Here is a 357-nt window from a genome sequence, read left to right as displayed (position 1 = left end):
GCGGATGCGCGGGCGGAACTGCGCGGCCTCGTGACCGACGCTTTCAACACCGACAAGGAGGGCAAGATCAACAGCGCGTTGATCTTCCTTCTGTTGCGTCGCGAGAGCGCTGACCCGCGCTGGAAGCGGGGCCAGGACGCCATCCGCGACGCGATGCGGGTGGTCGGCTCCAAAACCTATGTCCGGTGCTATCAGCGGTCTGCCCACGATGCGCCCTGGGAAGCCATTACCATCGATCTGGCGAAGGCGTAGGGTCATGAAAAACAAACTCGACGATCTAAACGATCACTTGTTCGCTCAACTCGAACGCCTCGCTGACGAAAGCATGACCGCCGAAGATATCGACAAGGAGGTCAA

General features: G+C 59.9%; 1 protein-coding gene. It reads left to right on the top strand.

What is annotated here, in order from left to right; all coding sequences use genetic code 11:
• A partial coding sequence (locus O4H53_RS27025) for a DUF3164 family protein (protein ID WP_269368101.1) occupies positions 1-252 on the top strand: 252 nt, incomplete at its 5' end.
• Between the last annotated feature and the right edge of the window lie 105 nt (positions 253-357).

It is taken from the genome of Sulfitobacter sp. G21635-S1 (assembly GCF_027213915.1).
Lineage (GTDB): Bacteria > Pseudomonadota > Alphaproteobacteria > Rhodobacterales > Rhodobacteraceae > Sulfitobacter.
The sequence above is the reverse complement of the archived record's forward strand: the minus strand, read 5'-3'. Positions and strand labels throughout refer to the sequence as shown.